Here is a 22122-nt window from a genome sequence, read left to right as displayed (position 1 = left end):
TTCGAGCGCTTGATGGCGCTACTGCTACAGGCGTTCGCCAGCGGTCCGCGCGTGCGCCGCGTTGAACCAGAAGGGTGCGGCGGCGGGTGAGTGTCCCTTTTTTGGGGCGATTGGTGGGCGTTCGACGCGGGCCGTGCTGATCAGGCTACGGTCCGCTCGCGACGAGCGATGCCGCGCGGTTTCACACCCTGTCGCGGCAGCCAAGTAATACCTTTCGAGGCGTCTAGGGCGAGGCTTCTAACGATTAACAACGCTTAACTCGCCGGCCCTGCCAGGGCCACGCAAGATCGAATCTCGTCCGCAGAGATATCGACCATGGCCATGTCCTACGCAGCCCCTCGCGCCATCCTCGAACCCGTCAGCCGCGGCGCAACACGCGCCCCCGCCACTGGCCGCCTGCCAGGCTGGCGGGTACGCCTGGCCAAGCAGCTGATTCGCACGCACCTCAGCCAGGGCATCAGCGTCGACGCGCTGGCCAGTGCCTGCGGCCTCTCGCGCAGCCACTTCGCCCGCGCCTTCAAGGCCAGCACCGGGTACAGCCCGCAGGACTGGTTGCGCCGCGAGCGCGTGGCGCTGGCCAAGACACTGATCTGCACCACCGAGCTGACGCTGACGCAGATCGCCGTGGAGTGCGGCTTCTTCGACCAGGCGCATTTCTCGCGATTCTTCAGCCGCATCGTCGGCACCAATCCGCTCGCCTGGCGGCGCAGCGTGTCGCGCCTGGCACCGATGATGGTGGCGACGGACGAGTGGGTGCAGGTGGTCAGTGGTGCTGCCGTGCGCCTGGGGGTGCTGCCGCCGTTGCCGGGGCTCTGGCGCGGCAGCCGGCTCTAGCCGCAGCGTTCACACCGCGAAGCGTGGCGCGCCGCGCGGCGCTTGACGTGGAAACGCCAGGGTGTCGATCAGGCGTGGCACCAGGGCCGCCACCGGGCTGCGTGGCGGCGCCGGTTCCCAGTGGCGTGCACGGCGCTGTTGCAGGGCAGTCAGCTCGCCACTGGTGCGGAGTTTTTCCAGGGCGTAATCGCGAGTGGTCGTCAGCAGGCGGTAGCGCATCTGCCCCTCGCCGGGTTCGACCATCAATAGCGATTTCGCCGCCAGCTGCGCGATGACGGCGAGCAGGCCGTGTTCGTCGATGCGCTCGCAGCCGATCACGGTGAGCGCGGTGCGCAGGGTGAAGCTGGTCTTGAAGATCGCCATGCGTTGCAACGCCACCTGCTCCAGCGGGCTGAGCAGCGCGTAGCTCCAGTCCAGGCTGGCGCGCAGGCTCTGCTGGCGTGGAGCGGCGGTGCGCCGGCCGCGGTTCAGTGCAGCCGCGCCGCTCTGCAACTGGCTGAGCAGGCCGGCCAGGCCCAGGGCATCGACCTGCGCGGTCGCCAGTTCGATGGCCAGGGGCAGGCCGTCGAGGCAGCGACAGATATCGCTGACCAGCGCCACGTCGCGCCGACGCAAACGAAAACCTGCCTGGTGCGCCGCGGCGCAGCTGACAAACAGGTTTACCGCGCAGTGAGCCAGGGCCGTTTCCAGGTCGGGGCGTGGTGCCGGCGCCGGTACGCGCAGCGGCATCAGACGGTGCACGCATTCGCCCTCGGCCAGCAGCGGTTCGCGGCTGGTGGCGAGCACGCCCAGCTGCGGCGCGGCACGCAGCAGTTGTTCGGCAAGCAGGGCGCAGGTGTCGATCAGGTGCTCGCAGGTGTCCAGCACCAGCAGCAACTGGCGGTCGCGCAGGTGCTCGGCGATGGCCTCCAGCGCGTCGCCATGCGGGCCCAGGCCGAGCGCCTGGGCCAGGGTGGGCGCAAGGCAGGTCGGGCCGCTCAGGCTGCTCAGGTCGATGAAGCAGACACCGTCGGCATAGCGTGGCAGGAGGGCTTCGGCGACCTTCACCGCGACGCGGGTCTTGCCCACGCCACCGGGGCCGACCAGGGTGAGGAAGCGCCGGGCCGGCAACTGGCTGCCCAGCTCGGCGATCAGCGCGGCGCGGCCGAGCAGCGGTTGCAGCGGCACCGGCAGGTTGTGGATGGGGCCGGGTTTGCGCGGTATCGGCCAGGTCGCCTGTGGCGCCAGCGGGCGCACGTCGGCGACGAAGCAGTAGCCGCGCAGGGGCACGTTGCTGATGTAGCGCTGGCCCGCGAGACCGTCGCCGAGGACGCGACGCAGGGCGGCGATGTGCACGCGCAGGTTGCTTTCCTCGACCACCGTGGTCGGCCACACGTGCTCGATGAGGGCCTGCTTGCTGACCACCTGGCCGGCGTGCTCGACCAGCAGCTGGAGGATGTCCAGCGCGCGGCTACCCAGTTGCAGCGGACGCTCGTCGGCACAGACCACGCGCCGTTGCACGTAGTAGCGGTAGGGGCCGAATTGCAGCACCGTTTCGCTGGATGTTTCGCTGAGGCCGTTCACGCGTTTGGCGCTGGATGGCCGAGTCAGGTGCCTGACCGCCTGGGCGGACACACCTGGCCGGGCTCACGCGCTCCCCCGTCCTGAGAGTAAGGCCTCCATCATCGCAGCCAGGGAAAAACCGGCAACGACGCAGAGGGGAGGAGAACGGACATCGCGGTGCGCGTCACGGCCACGCTAGCCGAACTGGCGACGGTACTGCGCAGGTGTAAGGCCGAGCTTGTCGCTGAACAGCGAGCGCATGTGCCGGGCGCTGCCGAAGCCGCTGCGGTAGGCCACGGTCTTCAGCGGCAGGGCGTTGCTTTCCAGCAAGTAGCGCGCCCGGTCGATGCGCGCGCACTGCACGAACTCCATGGGCGTCATGCCGACTTCGCGCACGAACACGCGGGCGAAATGGCGCGGGCTCATCGCCGCCAGCGAGGCCATGCGCTCGACGCTGAACTCTTCTTCCAGGTGGTCCAGCACGTAATGCTGCACGCGGGTGACAGGGGTTTCGTCCTTGGCCACGCCGCCGAGCAGCGGGCTGAACTGCGCCTGGTCGCCCTGGCGCTGCATCACCACCAGCAGCACCTTGGCCACATCGAGGGCGAGCTGCTTGCCGTGGTCGTCGGCGACCATCGACAGGGCCAGGTCGATACCCGCGGTGACGCCGCCGGAAGTGACCAGCTTGCCGTCGCGGATGAAGATCTGGTCGGTCTCCACCTCGGCCAGCGGGAAGGCTTTTTCCAGGCGTTCGGTGTAGTGCCAGTGCGTGGTCACGCGTTGGCCGTCGAGCAGCCCGGCATGGCCGAGGATGAACGCGCCGGTGCAGATCGAACCGAAGCGCCGCGAGCGTTGGGCCGCGGCCTGCAGCCAGGCCACCAGCCGTGGGTGCTGGTCGTTGTAGGCGCCGGGGCCGCCGGGGACGAGCAAGACGTCGTAGGGGCCGCTGGCGCCTTCGAGGGTGGTTTCGGCGTGCAGGGTGATGCCGTTGGAGGCGCGAATGGGCTCGGCCTGGGTGCCGATGGTGGTGAGCTGGTAACGGTCGGCAGGGGCGAGGTAGCGGTTGGCGATGGAGAAGACTTCGCTCGGGCCGGCGACGTCGAGCAGGAGCACGTCAGGGAAGAGGACGATGGCGACGGATTTCATGCGGGGCTCACGGTGGTGCTGACAGCGGATGAGAATCGCTACAGATTACCGTGTTCGTCGCGCGCAGGCAGCTTTGCGTGTGTGCTGCCGTGATCGAGGTCGTGCGGTCGAGCCGTTCATAATGCAGCGCCCGCGTTGCGCGGGCGTGCATAGATGCAGCCGGCAGCGCGGGCTGCCGGCGGTGGTAGATCAGCTCTTCTGGCTGTAGCTCTGGATCAGGTTGGCGTACGCCGGCAGGTGGCCGCCGAGGATGCCGCCGAAGCCTTCGATGTCGTTGCGCCAGTCGCGGTGCAGCTCGCAACCCACGCTGAACCAGTTCATCAGCTGGGCGCCGGCCTGGCTCATGCGGTTCAGCGCGGCATCACGCACCACCGGGTTGAAGGTGCCGGACGCGTCGGTGACGACGAACACGTCGAAGCCTTCTTCGAGCGCCGAGAGGGTCGGGAACGCCACGCAGACGTCGGTGACCACGCCGGCGATGATCAGTTGCTTTTTGCCGGTGGCCTTGACCGCCTTGACGAAGTCTTCGTTATCCCAGGCGTTGATCTGGCCGGGGCGCGGAATGTACGGGGCGTCCGGGAACAGCGCTTTGAGTTCCGGCACGATCGGGCCGTTGGGGCCGTTCTCGAAGCTGGTGGTGAGGATGGTCGGCAGGTTGAAGAACTTGGCGATGTCGGCCAGGGCCAGCACGTTGTTCTTGAACTCGTCGGGGGTGAAGTCACGCACCAGCGAGAGCAGACCGGCCTGATGGTCGACCAGCAGTACGGCGGCGTTGTCCTTGTCCAGGCGGTTGTATTTCTTGCTCATGTTCACGTCCTCTTGAGGGTGTGGGAGTGCCCGGCGAGCGGGCGGTTTTCGGCGGGCCGGATGGCCCGGGGATAAAAGGGGCTCAGGGCTCGTTGGCCAGCAGATGGCGGATGCGCACGGGAATTTCCGGGTTCTGGAAGCGCCGCGCTGCCGCCTCGATACGTTGCTCGGCGCGGGTGACACGGTGGTGATGGCGCAGGTGCTCGAGCCAGGACTCGTCGAAGAACAGCTCCAGCCAGCACCGCGGGTTCTCGCTGTCCTGCACCAGGCACCAGGACAGCGAGCCGTTGCGCCGGCGCATGCCGCGCACCTCACGCATGGCCAGCTGGAAGGCGGCGGCATCCGCCTCGGCGATGTCGTATTCGAGGGTGACCATCACCGGGCCGCGTTCCTGGTCCTGGCCCTCACCGAGGATCGGCATGGGCCAGTGCAGTGATGGGGCGAGGTCTTCGCCATCGGTCACCGGCAGGGCGAAACGGCGGCTGGCGAGAATGCCCAGCAGCAGGAGTACGCTCGCCGCCATCAGCGCATGAGCGATGGAGAAGTGGCTGGCGACCAGGCCCCAGAGCATGCCGCCCAGGGCCATGCTGCCGAAGAACACCAGGATGTACACCGACAGCGCGCGGGCGCGAACCCAGGCTGGCACGGCGGTCTGTGCGGCGACCTGCAGGCTGGAGAGCACGGCGATCCAGGCGGCGCCACTGAGCAGCATCACCGGGATCAGCAGGTAGAGGTCGCGCAGCAGGGCCAGGCCCAGCAGCACCAGGGCGTAGAGCACGCTGGCCAGCGCCACCAGCAGGTCGCCACGGATCAGCAGGCGCAGGCGCGGCAGCAGCATGGCCCCGGCCACCGCACCGACGCCGACGCTGCCCAGCAGCAGGCCGAAGTCGGCGGCGCTGCCGTGCAGCTCGCCGCGCACGATCAACGGCAGCAGTGACATGCCGGCGCTGGCGCCGATGAAGAACGCCACCGCCCGCGCCAGCACCGCCTGCAGCGGTTTCGAGCTGCGGCTGTAGCGCCAGCCGGCCCGCATCGCCCCGAACAGGCGCTCGGCCGGCAGCACCGAGCTTTTCGGCTCGCGCTTCCACACCAGCAGCACGGCGATCACCGCGAAGAACGACAGTGCATTCAGGCCGAAGGTGGCCCACGGCCCGCTGAGGCTGACCAGCACCCCGGCGATGGCCGGGCCGACTGCGCGGGCGACGTTCATGCCGACGCTGGACAGAGCGATGGCTGCGGGCAGGTCGGCGCGCTCGACCAGCTCCGGGGTCAGCGCCGACCAGGCCGGCATCATCAGCGCGGTGCCGACGCCCATGCCCAGGGTCAGCAGCAGGAGCAGCGGCACGTTGATCTGCCCGCTCAGGGTCAGCCCGGCGAGCAGCAGGGCGATGCAGGCCATCCAGGCCTGCACGGCGAGCAGGTAGCGGCGCTTGTCGACGATGTCGGCCAGGGCGCCGGCCGGCAGGGCGAGGAAGAACATCGGCGCCGAGCCGGCGACCTGCACCAGGGCCACGGTGAGCGGGTTGCTCGACAGCGACGTCATCAGCCAGCCGGCGCCAACCTCGTGCATCCAAGTGCCGATGTTCGAGGCGATGCTGGCCAGCCACAGGCCCCGGAAGATCCGGTAGCGCAGCGGGCTCCATGCGGATGAGGTCTGCGTGCTCATGTCAGAAGGCGAAGCACGAGCAGCCGAACGCACCCCAGAAGCCCTGGAAGTCGCTCACCGGCACGCTGGACTGGCGCGCACGCTCATGGCTGTGGGCATGCACCGCACAGGCACCGGCGCACTGGTGCACCTGGGCCAGCAGCGGCGAACCGGGACGCCAGTGGCCCGGCACCTTGACCACCGGCGACCAGTCCGGCGTCACCGGCAGGGCCGGCGGCGCGAGCTTGTCGAACTCGCTGGTGGCGTGCACGACCTTGCCGTTGACCACGGTCAGCACCGACTCGAGCCACTTGATCGCTTCGTCTTCGACACTGAAGTAGTCGGCGGACAGCGCCACCAGGTCTGCCAGTTGGCCAATCTGGATCTGCCCCTTCTTGCCCTGCTCGTTGGAGAACCAGGCGCTGCCACGGGTGAACAGCTCCAGGGCGACGGCGCGCGAGAGGCCGTGCGGGTACAGCTCCAGGCCGCCGACGGTGCGCCCGCTGACCAGCCAGTACAGCGAGGTCCAGGGGTTGTAGCTGGCCACGCGGGTGGCGTCGGTGCCGGCGCCGACCGGAATGCCCTCGGCCAGCATGCGCTGTACCGGCGGGGTGGTTTCCGCCGCCTTGGCGCCGTAGCGCTCGACGAAGTATTCGCCCTGGAAGGCCATGCGGTGCTGGATGGCGATGCCGCCACCGAGGGCGCGCACGCGCTCGATGTTCTTCGGTGTGATGGTTTCGGCGTGGTCGAAGAACCACGGCAGGCCGTCGAACGGCACGTCGCGATTGACCTTCTCGAACACGTCGAGCATGCGCGAGATGGATTCGTCGTAGGTGGCGTGCAGGCGGAACGGCCAGCGCTGCTCGACCAGGTGGCGCACCACCGGCTCCAGGTCCTGCTCCATGTCGGGCGGCAGGTCCGGGCGTGGTTCGAGGAAGTCCTCGAAGTCGGCGGCGGTGAAGGCGAGCATCTCGCCGGCGCCGTTGTGCCGCAGGAAGTCGTCACCCTGGCCGTACTTGACGGTGCTGGTCCAGTTCTTGAAATCGGCCAGCTCTTCCTTGGGCTTCTGGGTGAACAGGTTGTAGGCGATACGCACGGTGAGCTGGTCCTTGTCGGCCAGTTCCTGGATCACCTGGTAGTCGTCGGGGTAGTTCTGGTAGCCGCCGCCGGCGTCGATGGCGCTGGTCACGCCCAGGCGATTGAGTTCGCGCATGAACTGGCGGGTGGAGTTGACCTGGTATTCCAGCGGCAGCTTCGGCCCCTTGCTCAGGGTCGAGTAGAGGATCATCGCGTTGGGCCGCGCCACCAGCATGCCGGTCGGCTCGCCCTTGCTGTCGCGGACGATCTCGCCGCCCGGCGGGTTCGGCGTGTCCTTGGTGTAGCCAACCACGCGCAGCGCGGCGCGGTTGAGCAGGGCGCGGTCGTACAGGTGGAGGATGAACACCGGCGTATCGGGTGCGGCCTTGTTCAGTTCCTCGAGGGTCGGCAGGCGCTTCTCGGCGAACTGGAATTCATTCCAGCCACCGACCACACGCACCCACTGCGGCGCGGGTGTGCGGTCGGCCTGGTCCTTGAGCATGCGCAGGGCGTCGACCAGCGACGGCACGCCTTCCCAGCGCAGTTCCAGGTTGTAGTTGAGGCCGCCGCGGATCAGGTGCAGGTGCGAGTCGTTGAGCCCGGGGATCACCGTGCGCTTGTTCAGGTCGATGACCTGGGTGGCGCTGCCCCGCAGGGCCATGGCTTCGGCATCGCTGCCAACGGCGATGAAGCGCCCGTCCTTGATCGCCACGGCACTGGCGTTGGGCTTGGCGCGGTCGACGGTATGCAGATGGCCGTTGAACAGGATCAGGTCGGCATTCATGGGGGCTCCCGAAGTGCTGGCAGTGGCGGAACCGGCAGCGCCGGTAAAGGGCAGGGCGGACCACAGGGCGCCGGCGGCACCGAGCACGCTGCTGGCGGCAAGGAACTGGCGGCGGCTGTTGTCGTGAGGGTCTTGGCTCATGGGTGTCTCCGGGTCAGCGTGCGTTGAGCCAGCCGGCGAACCAGCGGGTCACACGGGGCATGAATAGATAGACCACCAGCAGCACGATGGTCAGGGTGATGAGGACGTTGCTGGGTACATGGCCGCCGAGCCAGGGCACGGCGTGGAAGAGCGGTTGCCAGAGCTGCGGTACCAGCAGCGACAGCGGCAGGATCACCAGGAAGGTGATGCACGCCTGCTTCCAGCGCGGCGGCGCGGGCGCATCGTTGGCGTCGGGGGTGAACCAGAACTCGCGGGCGGCGTTGACCTCCGTCTGGTCGCCATCGGCGAGCAGCGGCGCGGCCTCGGCGATCAGCGCCTTGCGTGCATCGGAGTCGAGCCAGGTCTGCAGCTGCCCGGCGCTGGCGAAGCGCAGTACGCAGGTGAACAGCGGCAGGCCGAGCTGCTCCTGGCGGTGCACGTCGATGCCCAGGTGGCCGGGCTGGCTGCTGGCGATATCGATGATTTGCCGCAGCCAGTGCTCGTAACTGTCGTGCATGCCGGCGCGGACGCGGTGGCGAACGATCAGGGTGACGATTTCGTTGCCGGTGTCGACGGTCATGGGGTGCTCCCCGAACAGGTGATCGATTGATGCAGGGCAGCAGTCTCACAGGGTTCGGCCAGCAGCACTTGTATGGGTGTGCTGTTCTGGTGGAGCGGTGTCGCGGATGCGGCCGTGGCGTTCAGCGTAGCCCCCGGTGCATCGTTTGCCTGGGTTTCAGCGCCCCTGTTCGGCCATGAATTCGCTGATCTGGTTGCGCAGCCAGCGCTCGGCCGGGTCGTTGTCCTGGGCGCCGCGCCAGGCCATGCTCAGCTCGGCGGGGATGATCTCCAGGGGCGGGTCGTCGGCGCGCAGGCCGCCGCCTTCGATCAGCGCTGCGGCGGCGTAGTCGGGCACCGTGGCGATCAGCTCGGTGCCCAGCAGCAGGGCGCGCAGGCCACTGAACTGCGGGATGCCGACGACGACTTCGCGGGTGCGGGCGATGCGCGCCAGGTCGAGGTCGATGTTGCCGCTGAGGTCGCCGGAGAACGACACCATCACGTGCGGGCGCGAGCAGTATTCGTCCAGCGTCAGGGCGCCGGGACGGTTGTCGGCGCGCAGTACCTTGACCCTGATGTCACGCAGCTTCTTGCGCTTGGCCGTGGCCGGCAGCTCGGTGGTGTAGCTGACGCCCACGGAGATTTCGCCGGACATCAGCAGCGATGGCATCAGCAGGTAGTTGGCCCGGCGCACCACCACGATCACCCCCGGCGATTCTTCGCGCAGACGGTGCAGCAGGGCCGGGAACAGGCCGAACTCGGCATCGTCGGAGAGGCCGATGCGGAACACGTTGCGGCTGGTGGCCGGGTCGAAGTCGTTGGCGTTGCTCATCACGTTGGAGATCGAATCCAGCGCCGGCCGCAGCGAGGCGAGGATCGACAGGGCCTTGGTGGTCGGCTCCATGCCGCGCCCGGCGCGCACCAGCAATTGGTCGTCGAAGATGCAGCGCAGCCGCGCCAGGGCGGCGCTCACGGCGGGCTGGCCCATGAACAGTTTTTCCGCGGTGCGGGTCAGGTTCTTCTCGAACATCAGCGTCTCGAACAGCACCAGCAGGTTGAGGTCGACGCGGCGTAGATCGTTGCGGTTCATGCAGGCCCCGGGGGTCGGTCAGCGAGTCAGGAAAGGGAGTATTCACCAACCCTGCACGCTTTGCCTCAGGCTGGCTTGTACGGATGTGCTTTTTTATCTTCCGACGGGCCTGTCTGCCGCTGGCGGCGCCTGCTATACAGGCGCATTGGCGCACGTCGCCACTCCTTCGATTACCGGCAAGAGACCGTCATGCTCGCCTTCATTCAATCCCATCCGCTGATCATCGGTGCCGCATTGCTGGCGCTCGACATGCTGGCCTGGCAACTGATCCCCGCGCCGCGCCAGGCCGTGCGGGTCGGCGTGCGCCTGAGCTTCTTCCTGCTTTACAGCTGGGTGATCATCAGCGCCGGCCTGAGCCCGTTGCAGCCCCCACCGGTGACGGCCGAGGTCGCCGACAACCTGGTCGGCACCGCACTGGGCATCGCCTGGTGGTTGTTCTGCGCGCGCACCCTGACCGTGGTCCTCGGCCTGCTGTTGATGCCGCGCACCGGCCACACCGGGCGCCTGCTGCAGGACGTGCTCGGCGCGGTGATCTTCCTCATCGCCATCATCGCCGCCGCGGCCTACGTCATGCAGTTGCCGGTCAAGGGTCTGCTGGCGACCTCCGGCGCGGTGGCGATCATCGTCGGCCTGGCGCTGCAGAGCACCCTGGGCGACGTGTTCTCCGGCATCGTGCTGAACACCACCAAGCCGTACCAGCTGGATGACTGGATCTCCATCGACGGCACCGAGGGCAAGGTCATCGAGATCGACTGGCGCGCCACCCACCTGCTCACCGGCCAGGGCAGCACGGCGGTGATTCCCAACTCGGTGGCGGCCAAGGCGAAGATCCTCAACTTCAGCCGGCCCAGCGACCGTCACGGGGTGACCATCAGCGTGACGGTGTCCAACCAGATGCGCCCACGGCACATCCTCGACGCCCTGGAAAAGGCCATGCGCGGCTGCCGCGACCTGCTCGCTGTGCCGGCGCCGAAAGTGGCGGTGAAGAGTGTCTCGGCCGAGACCATCGACTACGAGGTCAGCGCCTTCATCGGCCCGCAGGCGGACAAGACCGCCGTGCGCAACCTGATGTACGACCTCGCCCATCGCCACCTGGATGCCTCCGGCGCTGCCTGGAACCCGGATGCCACGCGTTCGCGCCAGCGCGCGTTGCTCGACGAGGTGAAGATTTTCCGCTCGCTGAGCAGCGACGAGAAGGATCTGGTCAGCCAGAACATGCAGGCCCAGCACTACGCCGCGGGGCAGGTGGTGCTGGCGCAGGGTGACGTGGCCGAACACCTGCTGCTGATCGGCACCGGGGTGATTTCCGCCTCGCTGGCCGACGGCGAGACACTGGTCGAGGGCGGGCGCATGGGCCCCGGCGAGATCATGGGCGAGGAGGGCATCATGGCCGACGAGCCGTCGATGGCGCAGTTCACTGCGATCACCTCAAGCCTGGTCTACCGCCTGGACAAGGAAGTGATTCGCGCAACGCTGGAAGCGCGTGGCGAGATGCGCAGCGCCCTGACCAAGCTGCATGCCTTCCGCGAACAGGCACGCAGTTCGCTGCTGACGCAGAAGCCTGCGCCACTGCGCAAGGGCGGCCTGATGAGTTGGTTGCAGAGGAAGTAACGCCAGCGGAAGCACCGCTGGCGAGGTTTCAGACGCCGCGGGCGAGGGACTGGCTGACCTTGTCCAGCAGGTCGCTGATGTGGAAGGGTTTGGTCAGCATGTCCATGCCTTCGCCGAGGAAGTTCTGCCGGTCACGGGCGTTCTCCGCGTAGCCGGTCATGAACAGCACCGGCAGGTGCGGGCGCATGGCGCGCGCGGCCAGGGCCAGGTCGCGGCCATTGAGGCGCGGCAGGCCGACATCGGTCAGCAGCAGGTCGATGACCATGTCGCTTTCCAGGGTACGCAGCGCGGTTTCCACGTCGTTGACCTGGGTGCAGCGGTAACCCGCCTCCTGCAGCACTTCGGCGACGAACAGGCTCACCGAAATCGTGTCCTCGACCACCAGCACGTGTTCGCCATTGCCGCGCTGCAGCAGCACGGTTGGCCGCGGCCGGGACAGTTGCGTGGGTGGCGCTTCGCCGCCGGCCGGCAGGGTCAGGGTGACCTCGGTACCCGCGCCCTGCACACTGTGGATGCTCACGTCGCCGCCGGACTGGCGGGCGAAGCCATAGAGGGTCGACAGGCCGAGGCCGGTGCCCTTGCCCAGTGGCTTGGTGCTGAAGAACGGGTCGAAGACCTTGTCGATCACGCTCTCGGCGATGCCGGCACCGTTGTCGCTGACCCGCAACGCGACATAGTGGCCATCGCTCAGGCGGCTGTTGTCGTGGGCCAGGGTGGCGAAGGTGGCGATGCGGATATCGCCGCCGTCCATCAGCGCATCGCGTGCGTTGATGATCAGGTTGAGCAGCGAGCTCTCGAACTGCACCGGGTCGACCAGCGCCACGCTGGGCTGCGTGCTCAGCTCCAGGTGCAGGACGATGTGCTCGCCGATGGTGCGCCGCAGCAGCTCTTCGAGTGAGCGGATCTGCTCGTTGAGGTCGATCGGGCGGGTGTCCAGCGGCTGCTGGCGGGCGAAGGCGAGCAGGCGGTGGGTCATGGACGCGGCGCTGTTGGCCGAGTTCAGCGCGGCGTCGGCGTAGCGCGTGATGGTCTCCACGCGGCCTTCCTCGACGCGTTTCTTGATCAGCTCGATGCCGGTGATGATGCCGGTCAGGAGGTTGTTGAAGTCGTGGGCGATACCGCCGGTGAGCTTGCCCAGGGCGTCCATCTTCTGCACCTGCAGCAGCTTGGCCTCGGTGCGTTCACGCTCGGCCACTTCCAGGGCCAGTTGCGTGGTGGCGCTGTCCAGCTGCTCGATCTGCGCACGCTCGCGCTGGCGGTGGTGGGTGACGTCCTCGACGAACGCCAGGCTGTGCTCGGGCACGCCATAGGGCGACACCTGCCATTCGGTTTCCAGCAATTCGCCGGCCACCTGCAGGTCGAGCATGCCACTCCAGCGCGTGCCGGCGAGCAGGTGTTCGCGCAGCGCCGCGACGGTGTCGTTCTGCTCGGGGGCGAAGCAGTCGAGCAGCGGGCGACTGGACTGCCCCTTGATCAGCTCGTCGAATGCCTCGTTGCATTCGACGATCTGCAGCTGGGTATCGACCACCGCGATGGGCGCGGAGACGTTGGAGAAGATTTCGCGAAAGCGCGCCTCGCTTTCGCGCAGGGCCGTTTCCGTGTCGCGCACGCGCAGCAGGGTGCGCAGGGTGGCGAGCAGCACGTCGGCGTCGACCGGGTGGATCAGGTAGGCGTCGGCGCCGGCCTCCAGGCCGGTGACGATGTCGCCACTGTGAATCGACGCGGCGGACACGTGGATGATCGGCAGCAGTGCAGTTTCCGGCTCGGCGCGCAGCTGGCGGACGATGTCGAAGCCGCTCATGTCCGGCAGGTTGACGTCGAGGATCAGTGCGTCGAAGGTTTCGCGCGCCAACATGGCCAGGCCGTCGGTGCCGGTGTCGGCCTCCTGCACATGGTAGCCGTTGCGCTCCATGCGCCGGCGCAGGGCGTAACGGGTGGCGTCGTTGTCATCGACGATCAGCAGCCGCAATTCACTTTTCATCGTCGGCATCCTGGGCCAGGGCCAGCGGAATGATCACGAAGAAGGTCGAGCCCTCGCCCGGCACGCTGTCCACGCCGACGCGGCCGCCCAGTAGCTGGGCGAAGCGTTTGCACAGCGACAGGCCGAGCCCGGTGCCGCGGAAGCGCTTCTGCAGCGGCGAGTCGACCTGGGAAAAGTCCTCGAACAGCGCGCCGTGCATTTCCTGCGGGATGCCGATGCCGGTGTCACGCACGGCAAAGCGCACTTCGCTGTCGTTTTCCATTTGCGCGGAAACGCTGACCTGGCCTTCCTGGGTGAACTTCAGCGAGTTGGAAATGAAGTTGCGCAGGATCTGCGCCAGCTTCTTGTCATCGGTATATAGGCGCGGCAGGTCGACCGGCTCCTCGAACACCAAATCGACGCTGGAGGCATCGACGATCGGGCGGAACATGCCACGCAGCGCCGAGAACAGGTCGAACATGTCGAACCAGGCCGGCGAAATGGTGATGCGCCCGGCCTCGATCTTGGCCAGGTCGAGGAGGTCGTCGACCATGTCGCTGAGTTCGCGCGCCGCGGTGCTGACGAAGCCGACCTGCTTGTGTTGCTCGGGATTCAGCGGGCCGTCCAGCTCGTCACCGAGCAGGCTGGTGATGCTCAGGATCGAGCCCAGCGGCGTTCTGAATTCGTGGCTCATATAGGAGAGGAAGCGGCTTTTCAGGTCGGACGCCTGACGCAGTTCCTCGGCCTGGGTGTCGAGCTCGGCGTACAGCGCGAGCACGCCCTGGTTGGTCTCGTCGAGTTCCAGGCGCAGTGCTTCGTTCTCCGCCTGCAGGCGTTGCAGCTGGGCCGCGGGTTCGAGGTTTTCGGGGGAGTCGAGTTCAGCCATGGGCTGTCTCCAGAGCAACGACCAGTACGGTTACGTCATCGCGGCCGCGACAGAAGTCGCGGTGCAGCACGGCGGCGATGACGGCGGGGTGTCGGTTGATCAGGCCAGGGTAGTCGCGCAGGTTCCAGCGTGACTGCAAGCCGTCGCTGAACAGGATCAGCAACTGCCCGCTAGCGTCAGGATAGTCAAAGGTCTGGGTCTTCCTGAACTGGCCGCCGACGATGCCGGGGTGCGAGGCCAGGCCGCGCGATTTGTCGGGGGCGATCAGCGTGGCGCCGATGTTGCCGATGCCGGCGAAGCGCAAGGTGCCGCTGCCGCCATCGAACTGAGCCACGGCAACGGCGCCACCGCGGGTGCCGGCCATGGCGTGGTGCATTTCGTCGATCAGCAGCACCGGGTCGGCAAAGGGCGTCAGAGCGAAGGTCTGGGTGCCAGCGTGGGCGGCTTCCTCGGCATCTTCGCCGTGGCCCAGGCCGTCGATCACCAGCGCACTGATGCGCGGGCCATCGACGCTCAGGTGCCAGGCGTCGCCGCAGGCCGGCAGGTTGTGCAGGGCATGCTGGCTGACGCCGAAGCGCACGTCGCGGCCACTGCTGCCACGCGGGTAGATGCGCGCCAGCAGCACCGCGCCATTGGCGTCGGCGTACACGTCGAACAGGTCGGACTGGCGCTCCACCGCCCCCAGGCCTATGCCCTGGGTACCGCCGGTGGAAAAGCCGTCGGCGAGGCAGTCGTGCAGGTCGAAACCGGGGCCGCGGTCGATGGCGAGCAGTTCGATGCCGTTGCGCCCCGGCTGCCCCAGGCCCTGCAGGTGCAGGGCGCCGCGTCCGGCATGCTTGAGCAGGTTGCTGGCGAGTTCGGTGGCGATCAGCGCGACGCGCCCGGCATCGTTCTCGTCGAAACCAAGTTTCTCCGCGAGTTTCTGCGCCGCACGCCGGGCCTGGCCGATCTGGCTTTCATCCTCGATCGGGATGACCTGGGTGATGGCGCTGGGCAGGTTCAGAACCATTTGGTGATCGTCACGCGGGTTCCCGCACCGGGCGCGGTGTCCAGTTCGAACTCGTCGACCAGGCGCTTGGCGCCGGTGAGGCCCAGGCCCATGCCGCTGCCGGAGGTCCAGCCGTCGGTCATCGCCAGCTTGATGTCGGGAATGCCGGGGCCCTCGTCGCGAAACAGGATGCGCAGGCCGGTGCGCGCGCCTTCGTCGAGGATCGACCAGTCGAGGTCGCCACCACCGCCGTAGACCACGGCGTTGCGCGCCAGCTCACTGACGGCGGTGACCAGCTTGGTCAGGTCGATCAGGCGCATGCCGTTGTCCTGGGCCAGCTTGCGGATCGCCTGGCGCGCCAGCACCACGTCCTGTTCCAGGCGGATGGGTTGCGTGCCGCTGCTGCGCACGCTCATTGCGCGGCCACTCGCTCGCGCAGCAGCTTCATGCCGCGCTCGACGTTCAGCGCGGTACTCACGCCCGGCAGGGTCAGGCCCAGCTCGACCAGGGTGATCGCCACCGCCGGTTGCAGGCCGACCAGCACGGTTTCGGCATCCATGATCCGCGACAGGCCGGAAATGGTGCCGATCATGCGGCCGATGAACGAGTCGACCATGTCCAGCGCGGAGATGTCGATCAGCACGCCGCGTGCCGAGGTCTTGCTGATGCGTTCGGAGAGGTCGTCCTGCAGGGTCAGGGCGAGCTGGTCGTGCATGTCGACTTGGATGGTGACCAGGAGGAAGTCGCCCATCTGCAGAATCGGGATGCGCTCCATGCTTACTGCGCCTTGGTCACGGTCACGCCCAGGCGCCGCAGGGCCAGGCTCAGGGCATCGGCGAGGTTGGCTTTGGTCACCACGCCTTGCAGGTCGAGGCCGAGGTGGACGATGGTCTGGGCGATCTGCGGACGCACGCCGCTGATGATGCAGTCGGCGCCCATCAGGCGAATCGCGGTGACGGTTTTCAGCAGGTGCTGGGCGACCAGGGTGTCGACGGTCGGCACGCCGGTGATGTCGATGATGGCGATTTCCGAGCCGGTGTCGACGATGCGCTGCAGCAGCGATTCCATGACCACCTGGGTGCGCTGCGAATCGAGGGTGCCGATCATCGGCAGGGCCAGTACGCCTTCCCACAGCTTGACCACCGGGGTGGACAGCTCCAGCAGCTCTTCCTGCTGACGCTTGATCACCGCTTCACGGGATTTCTGGAAGGTGCGAATGGTGTGCATGCCCAGCGCGTCGAACAGATCGGAGGCTTGCAGCATCTGCTCCGCCAGGGTTGTCGGGTTGTCGCTGTAGGTACGCTGCAGCAAAGCAAAGAAGGGCGCTTTGAAGGCGAAGATGAAGTTGGCGGTCTGGTACGAATCCTGGCCGGCCTGAGCGCGGCTGTGGGAGAGCTTCTCCAGAAACAGGCGGACTTCATCCCATTTGCCGTCGCCGAGGCTGGCGCTCGCGCCGCTTTCCAGGCCTTGAGTCACCAGGCGCAGGAAGTCGCCGGTCTCACGTTTGAGCTCGTCGGCCTTGAGGTTGCGCGAGGCGCCACTTGCTTCCAGGCCAGCGTTCCAGTCGCTTAGCAGTTGGGCTTCGCTGCTTTTCATTGTTTGTATTGCGCGTTGGTCCAGTGCGGCCATGGTGTAACTCCTGAGAGGTTGGCGAAGGGTGAGGCGTGGTCGTGGCCTGGGGGCGATCACTGCAATGCAGGTGGTGCCGCAGGCGAATCTCCCTGATTTGGCGCTGGGCCACAAGGCATTGTTGCAGACACCAGGGAAACCGCGAAGTTAATCCTGCTCGCGGGGCTTCACAGGCGGGATAGACAGTAGCGCCGGTGCAGAGGTTGCAAGTTTATTGTTGTGAGCGGGTGTCGCGTGGCGGCGGGGCTTTCTTTCGGTGGCTTTCGCCGTTGTGGCGCGCGTGACTAGCCGCCGGCAGGGTAGTGGCGGGCGAGGAAATCCAGCAGCAGGGCGTTGACCTCGGCGGCGCGCTCGTTCTGGATCCAGTGGCCGCAATCGGCGAAGCGCTGCTGTTCCAGGTTCGGTACCACGCTCGGCATGCGCTCCAGGGTGACGGCTTCCAGGCGCCCGACCGGGTCACGCTCACCGAGCAGGAACAGCGTCGGTTGCAGCACCTGTTGTCCGGCCAGGTGTTCGCTCAGTTGCCAGTTGCGCTCGAAGTTGCGGTACCAGTTGAGCGGCCCGCGAAAGCCGTTGGCGAAGGTGCGCCGGTACACGGAGAAGTCTTCCTCGCTGCACCAGGGTGTGCTCTGCGGCGGCTCGGCGAGGCCGTCGAGCAGACCGGCACCGGCGGGTTTTTCCTGCAGGAAGGCATCACTGGCCCCCTCGCCGAAGATGATCGTGCGCAGGCTGCGGGCAATGTCGGCATCCAGTTCTGCTTCGGCGACGCCGGGTTCCTGGAAGTAGAGGATGTAGTTGAAGCGCTCCTGATTGAGCTTGCGCATGATCTCCGTGGCCGGGCGCTTGGGGCGGCCGGCGTAGGGCACCGACATGGTCACCAGCGCCTCGATGCGCTGCGGCGCGGTCAGCGCCAGGTTCCACGCCACCGGCGCGCCCCAGTCGTGGGCGATGACGCTGGCGCGTTGCTGGCCGAGGGCGTCCATCGCCGCGAGGATGTCGCCGCTCAGGCTCTGCAGGTCGTAGGCCTCGACGGCCTGCGGGGCACTGCTCTGGCCGTAACCGCGCATCTCCGGGATCAGCACGTGGTAACCGGCCCGCGCCAGCACCGGAATCTGCTGGCGCCAGGAGTGCCAGCACTCGGGAAACCCGTGCAGCAGCCACAGCGGGCGCCCGTCCGCCGGGCCGGCGCTGTACAGGCTGAGGTCGATGCCGTTGACCGGCAGCAGGCGGTGTTCGAGGTGGTCCATGGTCGGCTCCGAAGCGCGTGCAGGTGGGTGAAACGTGGGCCGATCTTGCCTCGCCTGCCGGCACTGGGAAAGCCCGATCAGTCTGGGTGATCATGCGTCACCACGGGAACGCCGGGCGCCGCGGTGCTGTCAGCCGTAACGCGTCCGTTTGGCGCGCGCCCAACAGAGGATTGCAATGGACAACAGAAGCGAAAAGGACAAGATGCTCGCCGGCGAGCTGTACCTGGCCAGCTGCCCGGAACTGGCGGCGGACCACCAGCGCATCTGCGAATGGCTGGAGCGCTACAACAACTCCCTGGCGGCGCTCGTCGAGCAGCGCCTGCTGTTGCTGCGCGAGGCCTTCGCCAGTGTCGGCGAGTGGGCCAACATCCGCCCGCCGTTCCATTGCGACTACGGCTACAACATTCGTCTGGGCAACGGCGTGTTCCTCAACTTCGGCTGCGTGATTCTCGATGTGGTCAGCGTCAGCATCGGCGCCATGACGCAGATTGGCCCCGGCGTGCAGATCCTCACCGCCGATCATCCGCGTGATCCTGCACAACGCGCACAGGCGCTCGAGTTCGGCCGGCCGGTGGTGATCGGGGCGAATGTCTGGATCGGTGGCGGGGCGATCATCCTGCCGGGCGTGACCATCGGCGACAACGCCCTGGTCGGCGCCGGCAGCGTGGTCACCCGCGATGTGCCGGCGGGTGCCACGGTGGTCGGCAATCCGGCGCGCGTGCTCGTTCGATAACGCGCGCTGCGTGCCTCAGCTGGGGATGCTCAGGCCCTTCTTCACCGCCGGACGCTCGACGAAGCGCTCCAGGGTGCGTTTGACGTTGGTGAAGTCGTCGAAACCGACCAGCTCGCCGGCCTCGTAGAAGCCGATCAGGTTGCGCACCCAGGGGAAGGTGGCGATGTCAGCGATGCCGTATTCCTCGCCCATGATCCAGTCGCGGCCCTGCAGGCGGCGGTCGAGCACGCCGAGCAGGCGTTTGGATTCGGCGACGTAGCGGTCACGCGGGCGCTTGTCCTCGTAGTCCTTGCCGGCGAATTTATGGAAGAAACCCAGCTGGCCGAACATCGGGCCGACGCCACCCATCTGGAACATCAGCCACTGGATGGCCTCGTAGCGCGCGCCCGGGTCCTGTGGGATGAAACGGCCAGCTTTCTCGGCCAGGTAGATGAGGATCGCCCCGGACTCGAACAACGCCAGCGGCTGGCCGCCCGGACCGTCCGGATCGAGGATCGCCGGGATTTTGTTATTCGGGTTGAGGGTGAGGAATTCCGCCGAGAGCTGGTCGTTGGTCTCGAAGCTGACCTTGTGCGCCTCGTAGGGCAGGCCGAGTTCTTCGAGCAGGATCGAGACCTTGACGCCATTGGGCGTGGGCAGCGAATACAGCTGCAGGCGCTCGGGGTGCTGCGCGGGCCATTTCTGGGTGATCGGGAAAGCGGACAGATCGGTCATGGCGAATCCTTAATCAGAAGGCGGGGAGGGTGTGGCGGAACACCAGCGCCTTGAGGCCGGCGTCGACGTCGATGTCGGCGAACTCCGGCGGGTTGTCCAGGCGCTGGACGAAATGCAGCTCGGCGGCCTCGCGGGCCATGCCGTCGATGAGAAAGTCCGGGCCGATGGCCGGATCGTTGACGCAGGCCAGCACCGTGCCGCCGCTGTCGAGCAGCTCGGGCAGGCGCCGCAGGATTTTCTGGTAGTCGCTGGTCAGGGCGAAGCTGCCTTTCTGGAAGGACGGCGGGTCGATGATGATCAGGTCGTAGGGACCAAGCTTCTTCACCTTGCCCCAGGACTTGAACAGGTCGTGGCCGAGGAAGGTCACGCGGCTGAGGTCATGGCCGTTCAGGCGGTGGTTGTCGCGCCCGCGGCTGAGCGCGGCCTTGGCCATGTCCAGGTTGACCACGTGCTCGGCACCACCGGCCAGCGCGGCCACGGAAAAACCACAGGTGTAGGCGAACAGGTTGAGCACGCGCTTGCCAGCGGCATTGGCCTGCACCCAGTGGCGGCCGTAGCGCATGTCGAGGAACAGGCCGTTGTTCTGCTTGCGCCCCAGGTCGAGCTGGAAGCGCAGGCCGTCTTCGTCGATCGGCCAGTCACTGACCGGCTCGCCGTGCAGCCACTGCGTCGGGCTGTCTGGCAGGTAGCGCTGCTGCAGGGCCAGGGTCTGGGTGTTGCCGTGTTGCCAGGCAGGCGTTTCAGGCAGGCCGCGCAGCATGGCGATCAGCGCCTGCAGCTCGTCTTCGGCCGGCTCCTTGAACAGGGCGACCCAGAGCACGCCCTGCAGCCAGTCGACGGTGATCTGCTCCAGTCCGGCGTTGAGCCGGCCACGGCCGTGGAACAGGCGGCGCGTTTGCGTAGGCGTGGCGGCCAGGGCGGTAAGCAGGTGCTGGCGGAGCAGGGCGATGGCGTCGGCGTTCATGGTCGGCTGTCAGGCGGCTGAGCGGCGCAGTTTACCCGCAGCTGCGTCGCGGGTGGCATCAGGGCGCGCAGTAGCGCTGCAGGTTGTCGCGGGCCTTGGCGCTGGGCGCGTTGCGGTTCTGCTCCTGCCAGAACTGGCAGGTCGGCGTGTCCGGGCCGGTACGTTCCTGGGCTTGCTGCTGGTTGCGCTGGTACTGCTCGAACATCTGCTGGTTGGCATCGTCGCGCGCAGCTTCGCTGGAGGACGCAGTATTGCCGGCAAGCACCGGGAACTGCTGGTTCATGTAGGCCTTGTACAACAGCCCGCAGCTGAACACGAAGGCCAGGCCGCCGAGCCAGACGCCGATGGCGACGCTGAAGGCGAGCTTCCAGAAGCTGAAGGTGACGGGCAGAACGCGGCGTTTCTGACGAAGAGGCATGCGGGCTCCTGCGGGTGAGTGATGTGAGGCGCTGCCCGACAGTCTCGTGCGCACGGGCAGCACGCGCCAGCGGTTGATCGAGTTTGGCCGCATCGGTTCCGCCTGTTCGGGCTTTCTCTGCCGGGGGATAGCGATTAAGGTGCGCCGATTCCCCTTCTGGAGCGCCCCAATGGGCAAGCGTTGGGACATCTTCTGCAGCGTGGTCGACAATTACGGCGACATCGGCGTGACCTGGCGCCTGGCGCGGCAACTGGTGGCGGAGCACGGCGTTGCCGTGCGCCTGTGGGTGGACGAGCTGGCGGCGTTCCAGCGCCTCTGTCCGCAGGCTGATGTGCGCGCCGCGCGCCAGTGGCACGCGGGCGTCGAGATCTGCCACTGGCGTGCGCAGTGGCAGGCGGTGGAGCCGGGCGACGTGGTGATCGAGGCATTCGCCTGTCATCTGCCCGCCGCCTTCGAGGCAGCCATGGCGGCGCAGGTTCGCAAGCCGTTGTGGCTGAACCTGGAGTACCTCAGCGCCGAGGACTGGGTCGGTGGCTGCCACGGTCTGCCGTCGCCCCAGGGCAATGGTCTGCAGAAATTCTTCTTCTTTCCCGGCTTCACGGCCGATACCGGCGGGCTGCTGCGCGAGGCCGATCTGCTGGCGCGGCGCCGTGCATTCCAGGCCGATGACGCGGCGCGGCGGGCGTTTCTCGGCGAATTGGGCGTCACGCCACTGCCCGGTGCGCGGCTGATTTCGCTGTTCGCCTACGAAAACCCGGCGCTGGCCGGCTGGCTGCAGGCGCTGGCTGCTGATGCGGTGGTAACGCAGCTGCTGGTGCCGCCGGGGCGCATCCTGGCGGACCTGCAGCGCTGGCTGGGGGTGGATGCCCTGGCGCCCGGTCAGGCGCTGCAACGCGGCAACCTGCATGTCCATCTGCTGCCGTTCGTGCCGCAGCAGGACTACGACCGGCTGCTGTGGTGCTGCGATTTCAATGCCGTGCGCGGCGAGGATTCCTTCGTGCGCGCGCAGTGGGCCGGCCGGCCGCTGCTCTGGCACATCTACAAGCAGGACGAAGACGCGCACCTGGAAAAGCTCGCGGCCTTCGCGGCCTTGTACCGCGTCGGGCTGTCTCCTGCGGCGAGCCAGGCACTCGATGAACTGGGCCTGGCCTGGAACCTCGGCGATGGCGAACGCATGGAAAAAGCCTGGCAGGCGTTGCAGAACGTCTGGCCGCAGGTGGCCGAACATGCCGAGCGCTGGTGTCTGCAACAGGCCTCCCGTCCTGATCTTGCTGCGGCTCTGGCAGAGTTTTACCGAAATTGGCTATCATGCGCGGCTTAGAAATTCGTACCTCCATCAAAATCCGGA

The 22122-nt window shown here is 67.2% G+C and carries 21 protein-coding genes; 4 read left to right on the top strand and 17 right to left on the bottom strand.

The window, feature by feature from the left end:
- Positions 1-321 precede the first annotated feature (321 nt).
- A complete protein-coding gene (locus IB229_RS01485) occupies positions 322-834 on the top strand; it encodes a helix-turn-helix domain-containing protein (RefSeq protein WP_192324257.1) in 513 nt (170 codons plus the stop codon).
- A 9-nt stretch (positions 835-843) separates the two neighbouring features.
- Here IB229_RS01485 and IB229_RS01480 read toward each other — a convergent pair whose 3' ends face one another.
- The 7 genes from IB229_RS01480 to IB229_RS01450 form a co-directional block, all read right to left on the bottom strand.
- Positions 844-2397 (bottom strand): ATP-binding protein, encoded by a 1554-nt coding sequence (locus IB229_RS01480; protein ID WP_192324255.1) that lies wholly within the window; start codon positions 2395-2397, stop codon positions 844-846.
- Positions 2398-2571: 174 nt separating this feature from the next.
- On the bottom strand, positions 2572-3522 hold the full coding sequence (locus tag IB229_RS01475) for a GlxA family transcriptional regulator (RefSeq protein ID WP_192324253.1): 951 nt from the start codon (positions 3520-3522) through the stop codon (positions 2572-2574).
- 189 nt (positions 3523-3711) lie between these two features.
- Positions 3712-4329 (bottom strand): isochorismate family cysteine hydrolase YcaC, encoded by a 618-nt coding sequence (ycaC, locus tag IB229_RS01470; protein ID WP_192324251.1) that lies wholly within the window; start codon positions 4327-4329, stop codon positions 3712-3714.
- 82 nt (positions 4330-4411) lie between these two features.
- A complete protein-coding gene (locus IB229_RS01465; protein ID WP_192324249.1) occupies positions 4412-5995 on the bottom strand; it encodes an MFS transporter in 1584 nt (527 codons plus the stop codon).
- 1 nt (position 5996) lies between these two features.
- Positions 5997-7835: an amidohydrolase gene (locus IB229_RS01460; RefSeq protein WP_192329182.1), complete on the bottom strand. Its 1839-nt coding sequence runs from the start codon at positions 7833-7835 to the stop codon at positions 5997-5999.
- A 154-nt stretch (positions 7836-7989) separates the two neighbouring features.
- On the bottom strand, positions 7990-8556 hold the full coding sequence (locus tag IB229_RS01455; RefSeq protein WP_192324247.1) for an antibiotic biosynthesis monooxygenase: 567 nt from the start codon (positions 8554-8556) through the stop codon (positions 7990-7992).
- A 156-nt stretch (positions 8557-8712) separates the two neighbouring features.
- Positions 8713-9624 (bottom strand): LysR family transcriptional regulator, encoded by a 912-nt coding sequence (locus IB229_RS01450; RefSeq protein ID WP_192324245.1) that lies wholly within the window; start codon positions 9622-9624, stop codon positions 8713-8715.
- Positions 9625-9813: 189 nt separating this feature from the next.
- On the opposite strand from IB229_RS01450, the gene IB229_RS01445 reads away from it, so the two are divergent.
- On the top strand, positions 9814-11235 hold the full coding sequence (locus IB229_RS01445) for a mechanosensitive ion channel family protein (protein ID WP_192324243.1): 1422 nt from the start codon (positions 9814-9816) through the stop codon (positions 11233-11235).
- Between the two features lie 28 nt (positions 11236-11263).
- Here the strand turns inward: IB229_RS01445 and IB229_RS01440 are convergent, their stop codons facing one another.
- From IB229_RS01440 to IB229_RS01410, 7 genes are all read right to left on the bottom strand, one after another.
- Positions 11264-13216 carry a response regulator gene (locus tag IB229_RS01440; RefSeq protein ID WP_192324241.1) on the bottom strand — a complete coding sequence of 651 codons (1953 nt, stop codon included), beginning with the start codon at positions 13214-13216 and terminating at the stop codon, positions 11264-11266.
- The gene (locus IB229_RS01435) at positions 13206-14081 is read right to left on the bottom strand and encodes a sensor histidine kinase (RefSeq protein WP_192324240.1); all 876 of its coding nucleotides are present in this window, start codon (positions 14079-14081) and stop codon (positions 13206-13208) included. Before IB229_RS01435 ends, IB229_RS01440 begins: the two co-directional genes overlap by 11 nt.
- Positions 14074-15090 (bottom strand): ATP-binding protein, encoded by a 1017-nt coding sequence (locus tag IB229_RS01430; RefSeq protein ID WP_412547764.1) that lies wholly within the window; start codon positions 15088-15090, stop codon positions 14074-14076. The genes IB229_RS01435 and IB229_RS01430 overlap by 8 nt, the downstream gene beginning before the upstream one ends.
- Positions 15081-15485 carry an anti-sigma regulatory factor gene (locus IB229_RS01425; RefSeq protein WP_192324238.1) on the bottom strand — a complete coding sequence of 135 codons (405 nt, stop codon included), beginning with the start codon at positions 15483-15485 and terminating at the stop codon, positions 15081-15083. Before IB229_RS01425 ends, IB229_RS01430 begins: the two co-directional genes overlap by 10 nt.
- Positions 15482-15844: an STAS domain-containing protein gene (locus IB229_RS01420; protein ID WP_192324236.1), complete on the bottom strand. Its 363-nt coding sequence runs from the start codon at positions 15842-15844 to the stop codon at positions 15482-15484. The genes IB229_RS01425 and IB229_RS01420 overlap by 4 nt, the downstream gene beginning before the upstream one ends.
- Before the next feature lie 2 nt (positions 15845-15846).
- Positions 15847-16698: an STAS domain-containing protein gene (locus IB229_RS01415; protein ID WP_192324234.1), complete on the bottom strand. Its 852-nt coding sequence runs from the start codon at positions 16696-16698 to the stop codon at positions 15847-15849.
- A 284-nt stretch (positions 16699-16982) separates the two neighbouring features.
- Positions 16983-17945, bottom strand: coding sequence for an alpha/beta fold hydrolase (locus tag IB229_RS01410; RefSeq protein ID WP_192324232.1), 963 nt, complete (start codon positions 17943-17945; stop codon positions 16983-16985).
- A gap of 175 nt (positions 17946-18120) precedes the next feature.
- Between IB229_RS01410 and IB229_RS01405 the strand changes: the two genes are divergently transcribed.
- On the top strand, positions 18121-18678 hold the full coding sequence (locus IB229_RS01405) for a sugar O-acetyltransferase (RefSeq protein WP_192324230.1): 558 nt from the start codon (positions 18121-18123) through the stop codon (positions 18676-18678).
- A 15-nt stretch (positions 18679-18693) separates the two neighbouring features.
- Here IB229_RS01405 and IB229_RS01400 read toward each other — a convergent pair whose 3' ends face one another.
- From IB229_RS01400 to IB229_RS01390, 3 genes are read right to left on the bottom strand one after another with little or no spacing between them, the layout of a single operon-like run.
- Complete coding sequence (locus IB229_RS01400; protein ID WP_192324228.1) at positions 18694-19392, bottom strand: glutathione S-transferase N-terminal domain-containing protein; 699 nt, start codon at positions 19390-19392, stop codon at positions 18694-18696.
- 13 nt (positions 19393-19405) lie between these two features.
- Complete coding sequence (locus IB229_RS01395; protein WP_192324226.1) at positions 19406-20356, bottom strand: class I SAM-dependent methyltransferase; 951 nt, start codon at positions 20354-20356, stop codon at positions 19406-19408.
- Positions 20357-20414: 58 nt separating this feature from the next.
- On the bottom strand, positions 20415-20774 hold the full coding sequence (locus tag IB229_RS01390; protein ID WP_192324224.1) for a hypothetical protein: 360 nt from the start codon (positions 20772-20774) through the stop codon (positions 20415-20417).
- Positions 20775-20943: 169 nt separating this feature from the next.
- Between IB229_RS01390 and earP the strand changes: the two genes are divergently transcribed.
- A complete protein-coding gene (gene earP, locus IB229_RS01385) occupies positions 20944-22095 on the top strand; it encodes an elongation factor P maturation arginine rhamnosyltransferase EarP (RefSeq protein ID WP_192324222.1) in 1152 nt (383 codons plus the stop codon).
- The last annotated feature ends 27 nt before the right edge of the window (positions 22096-22122 follow it).

Source organism: Pseudomonas sp. PDM14 (assembly GCF_014851905.1).
Classification (GTDB): domain Bacteria; phylum Pseudomonadota; class Gammaproteobacteria; order Pseudomonadales; family Pseudomonadaceae; genus Aquipseudomonas.
This window is presented reverse-complemented; position numbering and strand designations above follow the sequence as displayed.

What these genes read in the sequence shown, in the direction of transcription:
- IB229_RS01485 (WP_192324257.1), top strand. Translation starts at nt 322, where the DNA reads ATGTCCTACGCAGCCCCTCGCGCCATCCTCGAACCCGTCAGCCGCGGC.
- IB229_RS01475 (WP_192324253.1), bottom strand. Translation starts at nt 3,522, where the DNA reads ATGAAATCCGTCGCCATCGTCCTCTTCCCTGACGTGCTCCTGCTCGAC.
- ycaC (WP_192324251.1), bottom strand. Translation starts at nt 4,329, where the DNA reads ATGAGCAAGAAATACAACCGCCTGGACAAGGACAACGCCGCCGTACTG.
- IB229_RS01465 (WP_192324249.1), bottom strand. Translation starts at nt 5,995, where the DNA reads ATGAGCACGCAGACCTCATCCGCATGGAGCCCGCTGCGCTACCGGATC.
- IB229_RS01460 (WP_192329182.1), bottom strand. Translation starts at nt 7,835, where the DNA reads ATGAATGCCGACCTGATCCTGTTCAACGGCCATCTGCATACCGTCGAC.
- IB229_RS01455 (WP_192324247.1), bottom strand. Translation starts at nt 8,556, where the DNA reads ATGACCGTCGACACCGGCAACGAAATCGTCACCCTGATCGTTCGCCAC.
- IB229_RS01450 (WP_192324245.1), bottom strand. Translation starts at nt 9,624, where the DNA reads ATGAACCGCAACGATCTACGCCGCGTCGACCTCAACCTGCTGGTGCTG.
- IB229_RS01445 (WP_192324243.1), top strand. Translation starts at nt 9,814, where the DNA reads ATGCTCGCCTTCATTCAATCCCATCCGCTGATCATCGGTGCCGCATTG.
- IB229_RS01440 (WP_192324241.1), bottom strand. Translation starts at nt 13,216, where the DNA reads ATGAAAAGTGAATTGCGGCTGCTGATCGTCGATGACAACGACGCCACC.
- IB229_RS01435 (WP_192324240.1), bottom strand. Translation starts at nt 14,081, where the DNA reads ATGGCTGAACTCGACTCCCCCGAAAACCTCGAACCCGCGGCCCAGCTG.
- IB229_RS01430 (WP_412547764.1), bottom strand. Translation starts at nt 15,090, where the DNA reads ATGGTTCTGAACCTGCCCAGCGCCATCACCCAGGTCATCCCGATCGAG.
- IB229_RS01425 (WP_192324238.1), bottom strand. Translation starts at nt 15,485, where the DNA reads ATGAGCGTGCGCAGCAGCGGCACGCAACCCATCCGCCTGGAACAGGAC.
- IB229_RS01420 (WP_192324236.1), bottom strand. Translation starts at nt 15,844, where the DNA reads ATGGAGCGCATCCCGATTCTGCAGATGGGCGACTTCCTCCTGGTCACC.
- IB229_RS01415 (WP_192324234.1), bottom strand. Translation starts at nt 16,698, where the DNA reads ATGGCCGCACTGGACCAACGCGCAATACAAACAATGAAAAGCAGCGAA.
- IB229_RS01410 (WP_192324232.1), bottom strand. Translation starts at nt 17,945, where the DNA reads ATGGACCACCTCGAACACCGCCTGCTGCCGGTCAACGGCATCGACCTC.
- IB229_RS01405 (WP_192324230.1), top strand. Translation starts at nt 18,121, where the DNA reads ATGGACAACAGAAGCGAAAAGGACAAGATGCTCGCCGGCGAGCTGTAC.
- IB229_RS01400 (WP_192324228.1), bottom strand. Translation starts at nt 19,392, where the DNA reads ATGACCGATCTGTCCGCTTTCCCGATCACCCAGAAATGGCCCGCGCAG.
- IB229_RS01395 (WP_192324226.1), bottom strand. Translation starts at nt 20,356, where the DNA reads ATGAACGCCGACGCCATCGCCCTGCTCCGCCAGCACCTGCTTACCGCC.
- IB229_RS01390 (WP_192324224.1), bottom strand. Translation starts at nt 20,774, where the DNA reads ATGCCTCTTCGTCAGAAACGCCGCGTTCTGCCCGTCACCTTCAGCTTC.
- earP (WP_192324222.1), top strand. Translation starts at nt 20,944, where the DNA reads ATGGGCAAGCGTTGGGACATCTTCTGCAGCGTGGTCGACAATTACGGC.